Source organism: uncultured Boseongicola sp. (assembly GCF_937988555.1).
In the GTDB taxonomy this organism is placed as follows: domain Bacteria; phylum Pseudomonadota; class Alphaproteobacteria; order Rhodobacterales; family Rhodobacteraceae; genus Boseongicola.
The window spans coordinates 1-10,323 of record NZ_CALJXO010000067.1 but is presented as its reverse complement, the minus strand read 5'-3'; the positions used below and the strand labels follow the sequence as shown (position 1 = coordinate 10,323).

Annotated in this window: 8 protein-coding genes and 1 pseudogene; 7 read left to right on the top strand and 2 right to left on the bottom strand. The window is 56.8% G+C overall.

Annotated elements, in window-relative coordinates; translation table 11 throughout:
- Window positions 1–464: pseudogene (locus tag Q1B15_RS03970) on the bottom strand (haloacid dehalogenase); the annotation flags it as partial.
- A 236-nt stretch (window positions 465–700) separates the two neighbouring features.
- On the opposite strand from Q1B15_RS03970, the gene Q1B15_RS03965 reads away from it, so the two are divergent.
- The 7 genes from Q1B15_RS03965 (at window position 701) to Q1B15_RS03935 (ending at window position 8,050) form a co-directional block, all read left to right on the top strand.
- On the top strand, window positions 701–1,480 hold the full coding sequence (locus tag Q1B15_RS03965) for a DeoR/GlpR family DNA-binding transcription regulator (protein ID WP_299750468.1): 780 nt from the start codon (window positions 701–703) through the stop codon (window positions 1,478–1,480).
- On the top strand, window positions 1,477–2,496 hold the full coding sequence (locus tag Q1B15_RS03960; RefSeq protein ID WP_299750465.1) for an ABC transporter ATP-binding protein: 1,020 nt from the start codon (window positions 1,477–1,479) through the stop codon (window positions 2,494–2,496). Before Q1B15_RS03965 ends, Q1B15_RS03960 begins: the two co-directional genes overlap by 4 nt.
- A 48-nt stretch (window positions 2,497–2,544) precedes the next feature.
- Window positions 2,545–3,813: an ABC transporter substrate-binding protein gene (locus Q1B15_RS03955; RefSeq protein WP_299750462.1), complete on the top strand. Its 1,269-nt coding sequence runs from the start codon at window positions 2,545–2,547 to the stop codon at window positions 3,811–3,813.
- A gap of 65 nt (window positions 3,814–3,878) precedes the next feature.
- On the top strand, window positions 3,879–4,772 hold the full coding sequence (locus Q1B15_RS03950) for a sugar ABC transporter permease (protein WP_299750459.1): 894 nt from the start codon (window positions 3,879–3,881) through the stop codon (window positions 4,770–4,772).
- Window positions 4,769–5,578, top strand: coding sequence for a carbohydrate ABC transporter permease (locus Q1B15_RS03945; RefSeq protein ID WP_299750457.1), 810 nt, complete (start codon window positions 4,769–4,771; stop codon window positions 5,576–5,578). The genes Q1B15_RS03950 and Q1B15_RS03945 overlap by 4 nt, the downstream gene beginning before the upstream one ends.
- Window positions 5,575–6,366: a phosphodiesterase gene (locus Q1B15_RS03940; RefSeq protein ID WP_299750454.1), complete on the top strand. Its 792-nt coding sequence runs from the start codon at window positions 5,575–5,577 to the stop codon at window positions 6,364–6,366. The genes Q1B15_RS03945 and Q1B15_RS03940 overlap by 4 nt, the downstream gene beginning before the upstream one ends.
- A 28-nt stretch (window positions 6,367–6,394) precedes the next feature.
- On the top strand, window positions 6,395–8,050 hold the full coding sequence (locus tag Q1B15_RS03935; RefSeq protein WP_299750451.1) for a Na/Pi cotransporter family protein: 1,656 nt from the start codon (window positions 6,395–6,397) through the stop codon (window positions 8,048–8,050).
- 401 nt (window positions 8,051–8,451) lie between these two features.
- Here Q1B15_RS03935 and Q1B15_RS03930 read toward each other — a convergent pair.
- Window positions 8,452–10,323 (bottom strand): ATP-dependent helicase (locus Q1B15_RS03930; RefSeq protein WP_299750448.1); only part of this gene is annotated, 1,872 nt, incomplete at its 5' end.

Genomic DNA, 10,323 nt, shown 5'->3' with positions numbered 1-10,323 from the left:
AGGAATTGATCGACCTTGTCATAATCCTCTGGGGTTTCTCTCAAGCGCGTCACAGTATCGGGTAGATCGCTAAGCGGATCGTTGTCAGAGGCAATGACACCCCAATGTCCCTGATCCAGATTTCGAAGTGCGGCCTCTCGGCTGGTGATGATTTCGTCGTCCTCAAGGCGAAGCCCGAGGCGCTTGAACTTTGCGATGGTGCCGCTGCGGTCGTAACTGGCCGCATTGGTTAGAATGCGAATGGCACAGCCACGTTCGCGCAACTGATCCAGCCTTATGTCCGCACCGGGGATCATCGTCTCGCCCACATTCAGCACGCCAAATGCATCGAAAACAAACGCGTCGACCTGATCTGCAATGTCCAGCAATGACCGGATCTCAAGTGATTTCTTGCGAGCGCTCACCTGTGGAAACCGCGCACGGACCTCCTGGTAGCGATCAAAAATCGTCTGCGTTGTCAGCATTCTTCCTCACTTCGTTCCCTGATCTCCCACTGGGGAGCACCTTAAAGAAAAATACCTCAAGCGAAAGTAAAAACAACAAAACAACAAAACATGGATATTCTGGTTTCATATTTTACCCATATTTTCAGCACTCTCGCCTCATTTTGTTGGTAATCAGCCGAGAACTACAAAATTATAATGTTGTTTTGTTGCTTTTCACCTACTAACGTCACGGAAGACTGAGGTTCGGGGGCGGGATGTCATCAAAGAAGCACAGACGGCGCGAAGCAATCTCAGCTCTTGTATTGGAGCAGGGCGCGGTAACTGTGGGCTCGCTGGCAGAACGATTTGACGTGTCGATGCAGACGATCCGTCGTGATGTGGATGCCTTGTGCGAAGGCGACATGCTGCACCGCGTCCATGGTCGCGTCGAATTGAGCGAAGAATTTCTGAACACGCCATTCGATCAGCGTGCGAGCACGAACCTGATGGGCAAGCGCGCCATTGGCGAGGCCACCGCCAATCTGATACCCGATGGATCTACTTTGTTTATCTCCATTGGTTCAACCCCGCTCAGCGTTGCGCAGTCTCTGCGCCGCCGAAAGGGGCTGACAGTCATCACCAACAACCTGAGTGCGGCGATGGCGCTGAGCGAGGAAGTCTCTAACCGGATCATCTTGCCCGGCGGCGAAGTTCGTTTGCCGGATCGCGATATTCTGGGGAACGAAGTCCTGGATTTCTTTGGACGGTTCCGGGCTGATTTCGCGGTCTTTGGGGCTGCCGGGATTGCTGACGATGGTGGCCTGCTGGAATTCCACACAACCGAAGTGCGCGCGACACAAAAGATTTGCGAAAACGCGCAGCAGTCCCTCCTGGTGATCGATGGTTCAAAATTCGGACGTCAGGCCCCGGCATTGGGCGGAAATATTGCCGACATGGACCGGATCATCATTGACCGACGGCCGGGCGATCAATTCGCGCCTTTGCTGACAAAAATCAACGACAGGCTACTTGTGGCTGAAGGACATGCAACATGACAACAACACCGTTTGTGAAACTCGACGGCGTGGGAAAGCGTTGGAACGGCCAGTTGGGCGTCGAAGGCATCTCGCTGGATATTCCCGAGGGCAGCTTTACCGCGCTTCTGGGCCCGTCGGGGTGTGGAAAGTCGACGACGCTGCGCCTTTTGGCGGGGCTAGAATTGCCCGACGAAGGCAAGATCGTGATCGATGGCAAAGACGTGACGACAAGCGCCGCCTCTGACCGGAACTTGTCGATGGTGTTTCAGTCTTATGCGTTGTTCCCGCATCTGTCCGTTGCCGAAAATGTTGTGTTCGGTTTGAAAGTCCGTCGTGTCCCAAAGAAAGAGCGGCTGGAGAAGCTTCACCGCGCGTTGGAGATCACCGGGCTGCTCGGCCTTGAGGATCGCAAGCCGGGCGAGTTGTCCGGTGGTCAGCGCCAGCGTGTCGCCTTGGCCCGTGCGATTGTAGCCGGGCAACGCCTGTGTCTGATGGATGAACCTCTGTCCAACCTCGATGCGAAATTGCGCAACGCCGTGCGCAAGGACATCAAAAAACTGCAGCGTGATCTGGGCATTACCGTGGTCTACGTCACGCACGATCAGACCGAAGCCATGAGCATGGCCGATACTGTTGTCCTGATGAAAGACGGCCATATCCAGCAGGTTGGCGCGCCAGAGGACCTGTACAGCAGGCCAAACAATACCTTTGTGGCTGAGTTTGTCGGCGCGCCGCCAATGGCCTTGTTGAAATCAACCGTTTTAAGCGGTTTCGGCGAGGACAAGACCATCGGGATAAGAGCCGAGAATATCCAAATTGTCCCAAAGGGCGAAGGGCGGCTGAGCTGCACGGTCAACGAGAGCGAATTTCTGGGCGCAGAGACGTTGATCGGGCTGGATCACGCAGGGGCGGCGGGGCTGTGCGTTCTGAAGCCGGGCCTGTCGATGATGGCTGAGGGAAACGAGATCGACATCACTTTTCACGACGAAAATCTGCACGTCTTTGACGCGGCGGGACAACGGATGGCGGGCTAAGTGATCGCCCGGCAAACACTACCACTACCAAAACCAAGGGAGAGAGAGATGAAACTATTTTCGACAACAGGATTGGGGCTGGCCACGGCCATGGCAGTTGGTCTTACCGCCCCTGCAAGTGCTGAAACAGAACTGACGATGTACTACCCGATTGCTGTCGGTGGTGCATTGACCGAAGTCGTTGATGGCATCGTAGCTGATTTCGAGGCCGCAAACCCAGATATCAAGGTCAATGCGATCTATTCGGGCAACTACGATGACACCCGCGTGCGGGCGCTGTCGGCGCTTGCCTCTGGCGAGCCCGCGCAACTGGCGGTGATGTTCTCCATCGATGCCTATGACCTAATCGAACAGGAATTGATCATCCCGTTTGAGGACGTCGCCACCTCAGACGCCGACAAGGCATGGCTCAGCAGTTTCTATCCTGCGCTCATGGCTAATAGTTTGATCGAAGGCAAGACATGGGGCATCCCGTTTCAGCGCTCCACCATCGTGGCCTACTACAACAAGGACCTGTTCCGCGCAGCCGGGCTAGACCCTGAGGCACCGCCGACAACTTGGGACGAAATGATCGAGATGGGCAAGGCCCTGACCCAGGGCGACACGTATGGCCTGATGATCCCGTCAACTGGCTATCCCTACTGGATGTTCCAGGCGCTTGCGATCCAGAACGGCAAAGAGGTGATGTCGGGCGATGGCCTGACAACCCATTTCGACGATCCATCTGTTGTGGAAACACTGGAATTCTGGAAATCGCTTTCGACTGAGCATGGCATCATGCCCACTGGCACGGTCGAGTGGGGCACGCTGCGTCAGGCGTTTCTTGAGGGTCAGACCGCGATGATGTGGCATTCCACCGGCAATCTGACAGCGGTGAAGAACGGCGCCAGCTTTGATTTTGGTGTGGCGGAATTGCCCGCCAATGTACGCAAAGGGTCACCCACTGGGGGTGGCAACTTCTACCTGTTCAAGGAGACGTCGGATGAAGAACGCGCGGCTGCGCTTAAGCTGATGCAATTCATGACTTCGCCTGAACAGGCGGCTGCATGGTCTATCGGTACAGGCTACATGGGCGTGTCGCCTGCCTCCTACGAGACCGAGGCGCTTGAGGCCTATACCGCCGAATTCCCGCCTGCTCTCGTGGCACGCAACCAGCTGGAAAACGCTGTGGCCGAGTTCTCGACTTTCGAAACAGCCCGTGTGCGAGATGGCCTGAACAATGCAATCCAATCCGCATTGACCGGCGCGAAAGAGCCGGCTGACGCTCTGGCCGAAGCACAAGCTGCCGCCGTGCGCCTGCTGAGCGACTACCAGTAACAAACCGGATGGGCCGATGCGCGTCACGTGTCGGCCCGTCCTTTCCCAAAACCCGGAGCCGCGCCATGCCAGCCCATGCCAACCTCGAACGCCGCAGGCAGGCCATTTATGGCTGGATTTTGCTGTCGCCCGCTGCCGTCCTGCTAACGCTTTTTGCGTTTTACCCCTCGATCGCGACCCTATGGTCGAGCCTGTTTTCACGCGGCACCCGCCGGAACCCGACGGAGTTCGTCGGCACTGAAAACTACGCCGAGCTCTTCGCGGATCCAACATTCTGGCTCGTGGTCAAGAACAACCTGCTCTACGCGGGGGTCACAATCCCAGTGTCGATCTTTATTGCACTGTCGATGGCGCTATGGGCAAATTCCAAGATTTCCGCGCGCGGATTTGTGCGCACTGCCTATTTCACACCAACTGTTCTGCCGATGATCGCCGCCGCGAACCTGTGGCTGTTTTTCTACACGCCCGGCCTTGGCGTGCTGGACCAGATCGGCAGCCTATTTGGCCTGCCCTCCGTCAATTGGTTGGGCCAGCCGGAAACGGCACTGTGGGCCATCATCATCGTGACGATCTGGAAAGAGGCCGGGTTCTTCATGATCTTCTACCTCGCCGCGTTGCAGACGATCCCCGAGGACCTCAAGGAAGCCGCCGACATCGAAGGCGCCAGTCGCTGGACCTATACGCGCCGCATCGTGCTGCCGCTGTTGATGCCCACGACGCTGTTCATCGCGGTGAACGCCATGATCAACTCTGTCAAGCTGATCGACCACCTGTTTATCCTTACCAAGGGTGGTCCGTCCGACGCATCCAAACTGATCCTCTATTACATTTGGGAGATGGCATTTGCCTTCTTCGATGCGCCAAGTGCGGCGGCCATGACCATCATGGTGATCGCTGTGCTCGGGATCGTGGCGGCGGTGCAGTTCTTCTACCTTGATAAAAGGACGCATTACCAATGAAGAGCCTCACCAAATTCATGGACAGCTTTGGTGCGATCCTGCTGGCTATCATCTGGATTGCCCCGCTGCTGTTCGCCTTTTGGGCTGCCACCCATTCGACCTCCGATGCGGTCAACCTGAAACTGTTTTCTCCTTGGACGTTCGAAAACTTTCGTGTGGCGTGGAACGGCGCGCCATGGCTGAAATATTTTATGAACACCTTCATGCTGGTGACCGTGATCCTGATCGGACAGTTCATTCTGACGACACTGGCAGGTTTTGCCTTTGCGCAGCTGCAGTTCCCCGGCAAAGACTACGTATTCATTCTGGTGCTGATGCAGCTCTTCATCCTGCCCGAAGTCCTGATCGTGGAAAACTACGCGATGATCTCGCGCCTTGGGCTGTTCGATACGATCCTTGGCGTCGGCATGCCCTATATGGCAAGCGCGTTCGGCATCTTCCTGATGCGACAGGCGTTCAAGGGCGTCCCCATAGAGTTGCACGAGGCCGCGCGCATCGAGGGCTGCGGGTTGTTGGGTATCTTGTGGCGGGTCTATGTGCCTTTGGCGAAACCCACTTATCTGGCCTACGCGCTGGTGTCCGTTTCAACCCATTGGAATAACTTCCTGTGGCCGCTGATCGTGACCAACTCGCCCGAGACACGGCCGCTGACGGTCGGTCTGTCAATCTTTGGTGCGCCGGAAAATGGCGTCGACATCAGCATCATTTCTGCCGCAACGCTGATGTCCATTGCCCCCTTGCTGATCGCCTTCCTGATCTTCCAGCGTCAGTTCGTCCAGGCGTTCCTGCGCGCAGGGATCAAATGACGGTGATACTACATATCTCCGACACACATATCGTGCCCGACGGCGCGCTGGTGTCGGGGCGGCTGGACTCTGCGGGCGCCTTGGCGCAATTGGTTAAGCGGATTAGCGGCATCCGCGATCAGATCGGGCCGGTTGATGGGTTGCTGGTCAGTGGCGACTTGAGCGACGACGGTAGTGCCGAAAGCTATGCACGGTTCAAAGCGCTCGTCGCGCCTCTGGATCTGCCAACCTATGTCATCCCGGGAAACCATGATGCCCGCGACCCGATGCGGAACGCATTTGCGGAAGGTCTTCCTGCAAGTGGCCTGCTGAACTGGAGCCGCAAGGTAGGTGACATCCATCTGATCGGACTTGATACCCTGGTCGAAGGACACGGGCTGGGAACGCTGTCGTCAGACTGCCTCACTTTCCTGCAAGACGCATTGTCCGAGACGGGTGGCGCGCCAGTGCTTTTGGCGTTGCACCATCCCCCCTTTGCCTGCGGCATTGGATTTATGGACGATATCGGGTTGACCAACCGGGATGCCTTGCAGGATGTCTTGGCCGACTATTCCGGCGCGTTACGCATCGTCTGCGGCCATATCCACAATATGATGGTCAGCGATTTGGTGGGGCACGTTGCCATCTCGTCCCCATCGCCCTGCAGTACGTTCGCCTATGATCGCCGCCCAGACGCGCCCGTTGGATACATGACCCAAGAAGACGGCTGCCTGCTGCATCGGTGGGATGTAGGGTTTCAAACGATCCGTATCGGGCCAGTGGCCGGATCAGGTCCATTTCCCTTCTGATACCGCAATCTGAAAGAAAGTACGCCCGGTGAACGATCCGCACGCCATTCAAATCCTTGTCCATATCGCGGGGGCCGCAGCCCTCTTGATTTGGGCTGTGCGCTTGGTGCGCACCGGGGTCGAGCGGGGATATGCAGCGCCTATGCGCATCTGGCTGCGTCATTCCGCCAAGAACCGCCTGCTTGCGGCGGGAACTGGAATGGGGGCAGCTGTGCTATTGCAAAGCTCCACCGCAGTTGCCGTTCTGGTGTCCAACTTTGTGACTAAGGGCGGCCTTGCGACGGCGACCGGCCTGGCGATCATGCTGGGCGCCGATGTGGGATCAGCGGTTGTGACACAGCTCTTGATGGTGCGGCAACCAATCCTGATCCCGTTGTTGCTTGTTATCGGGGTCACGGTTTTTCTGCGCGGCGAAGGCAGCAATACGCGGCAGGTTGGCCGGATCATGATCGGGCTAGCGCTGATCTTCGTGTCGCTGGACATGATCCGCGGCGCGACCGAACCGATGATATCCAATCCTGGCACGCAAGCCGTCATGGCCTATCTCGGCCGCGATTTGCTGACGGCCTTTGTCATCGGCGCTGTGTTCGCTTGGGGGGTTCACTCAAGTGTTGCGGCGGTTTTGCTGTTTGTAACGCTGGCGGGACAGTCCATATTGCCACCCCCTGCAGCCGCCACAATGATCCTGGGGGCTAACCTGGGCGGGGGATTGATCGCATTCCTGCTGACTTATACCGCACCACTTGCTGTACGGCGGATGGTCATGGGTAATTTGATCCTGCGTGGTGGCGGTGCCGTGCTAGCAGTCCTCTTGATTGCGACGATGCCGGATTTGTTGAAACAACTTGGCGCGACGCCCGCCCGACAATCTATCAATCTACACCTTGCCTTCAACTTGCTTCTGGCGCTTGCGGCGCTCCCGTTTGTGCGGCCAATAACGGCCGCTCTGTCCTATCTCATGGCCGAAAAACCCACCTCGAACGGCGCTCTGAAAGTCGCCAGCGCGCTTGATCCCGCCCTTCTGGACCGACCGCAGCGCGCGATTGACTGCGCCGCGCGAGAACTGCTTGGGATGGGCCAAAAGATTGAACAGATGCTGATCGCGGTCGAACCCCTCTATGACCAATGGGACAGTGCCACCGCCAGCATGATCGCGGATCAGGATAAGGCGGTCAAAAATACACACTTGGATATCAAACTCTATCTTGCACGCCTTGGGCAGAAGGGCATGGACGAGGGTCTGAGCCGTCGGTCACTGGAGCTTGCGTCGATTTCATCCAGCCTCGATTCCGCATCAGATGCCATTGCACGGATCATGCTGGACCTCGCCAAGCGTCTGGATATGCAGAAGCTTCAATTCTCGCCACAGGGCCGCGATGAAATTCGCGATTTTACGGACCGTGTTCACAGCAACGTGCAACTCGCCTTGAATGTGATGATGAACCAGAACCCGGCCGAGGCTCGCGCGCTTGTGGCGGCAAAGGAGAAGGTGCGCAAAGTAGAACAGAAACTGCAACGCAGCCACATCGGCCGCCTGCGCGAGGGGCTCGCAGAAAGTATCGAGACGAGCAACATCCATCAGGAAACGCTCCGGGCTCTGAAGCAGATAAACACAGCATTTTCGATGGTAGGCCACCCGATCCTTCTTAAATCGGGTGATCTGTTGAAGAGCCGCCTCGCTTAGAACCAAATCTACAACCCAGATGGGCGGGGAGATATACTCCTAGAACTGAGCGGTATTTCTGACATGAGGTCTGTAGGGCAACGGCAAGGTCCTAACCCGCAATGTCGGCTCAGCAGGCATCCTGCTCCTTCGAACCATGCGCAGCATTCGGCACTTTGGGCTTATTCTGTTGAAAAACTCGAATGCCCGCCCGACGACACCTCGAATCCAGAATGCTGTTCTCAGTCGCCGCCGAAATGTTCGCTATTTTCGGCCCATTGCGTTATGGGAAGAACGTTGCTCTCCGATTTATCCATGCTCTGCCCCAGCTTGGAGTTTTTCAACAAAATAAGCTGCAACCCCGCCATTCGCTGCGGGCTGCACCAATGTCCGCTAAGGGCCTTTCTCCCTTTCGGCTTTGCCTAGCCCCACATTCCCCGCATGCGCGCTGACACATCTATCGGCGCCGGTGCTGGCACGGCGGCCGAAGGGTGGAGTGGCGCGGGGGACCAATATTCCGGATCGAAGTTGTTGAGGATTTCCTTTGGAATGAACCGTGTTCGTGTGGCATAAAGGTGGCGATCTCCATTGCGAGTTTGTTGAGTGACATAGAAACGTAGCGGGACACCCAGTGTCAGGCTGTCTTTGGCTCGCGTCATTGCCACGTAGAGAAGCCGTCGCTCCTCTTCGATTTCCTCGCTTGTCCCCGTACCCAAATCGGAGGGGATGCATCCGTCAACGGCATTCAGGACAAAGACAGACTTCCATTCCTGCCCCTTTGCCGAATGGATTGTGGAGAGAATAAGGTAGTCTTCATCTTTCAAGGGAACACCGGCTTGCCCGCTTGTTGCATCTGGCGGATCGAGCGTCAGTTCGGTCAAAAAACGTTCCCGTGATGGATAGCCGGTCGCAATCTGTTCAAGCTGTAGCAAATCTCCCCGACGCGCCTCTGCGTCTTCATGTATCCGATCCAGATGGGGGTCATACCAGGCCCGTGCCAACCCAATTGCATCAGGCCAGTTGGCCTTAGTGGTTAATGACGCCACAAGGTCAAGCCAGTCTGCATCCGCACGCGCTGGCGCAGCCACCGTTTCCAAAGCCCATAAAGGGTCAGGCGCAAGTTCTATTGCTTCCAATATCCGTCCAGCTGCGGCAGGCCCAACCCCCGGGATCAACTGAAGCACCCGAAAGCCCGCGACCCTGTCACGTGGGTTTTGCGAAAAGCGCAGCATCGCCAACACGTCTTTCACATGCGCTGAATCGAGAAACTTCAAGCCACCGAACTTCACGAATGGCACGTTTCGCCGTGTCAGCTCGACCTCAAGTTGACCAGAGTGGCTGGAAGTTCGGAATAGCACGGCCTGATCCATCAGCCGATGACCAACTTCTCGATCCGCAAGGACACAGTCCACGATGTAGCGCGCTTGATCCGTTTCGTTCGCCAACGTCACTAGCCGGGGTTTCTCGGCAGAGGTACGTTTTGTCCAAAGGTCCTTGGTAAACCTTTCCTGCGCCTGTCCGATTACCGCATTTGCCGCATCTAAAATTGGCCCGGTTGAGCGATAGTTGCGATCAAGCATGACCACAGTCGCTGGCGGCGAGAATGCCGCTGGGAAATCCAGAATATTGCGCACTGTCGCGGCCCGAAATGCATAGATCGACTGTGCGTCATCGCCCACAACGGTCAAGCCACGCCCATCGGGTTTTAGGGCCAATAGTATGCGCGACTGCAATCGATTGGTGTCCTGGTATTCGTCGATCAGCACGTGATCCCATTTGGCACCGATATGAGCCGCAAACGCGGTGTCTTCCATGGTCTGAGCCCAGGCCAACAGCAGATCATCGTAGTCGAGGACGTTCTGTCCTTGCTTGGCAGTCACGTAGGCTCCAAACAGACGATTCAGATCATCTTTCCATGCCGCACACCAAGGATAATGAAGGGGCAGCACTTCAGAAAGGGGAGCCTCGGAGTTAACAGCCCTCGAATAGATCGATAGGCATGTGCCCTTGGCCGGGAACCGGCCGATGGTCTTCGACAGCCCCAATTCGTGCCGACATAGGTTCATTAGATCGGCGCTGTCTTCACGGTCATGGATGCTAAAGTCCGGGCTTAGCCCAATGGACTGCGCTTGCTCACGCAATATCCGGGCACCGACCCCATGGAACGTCCCGGCCCAGGTGAGCGCTTCGGCAGCATATCCCGTTCCCATGGCCTGAGTGGTGATCCGCTCAACACGGCGGGCCAATTCGGTCGCGGCTCTGCGAGAGAAAGTCATGAGTAAGATCCGGCGAGG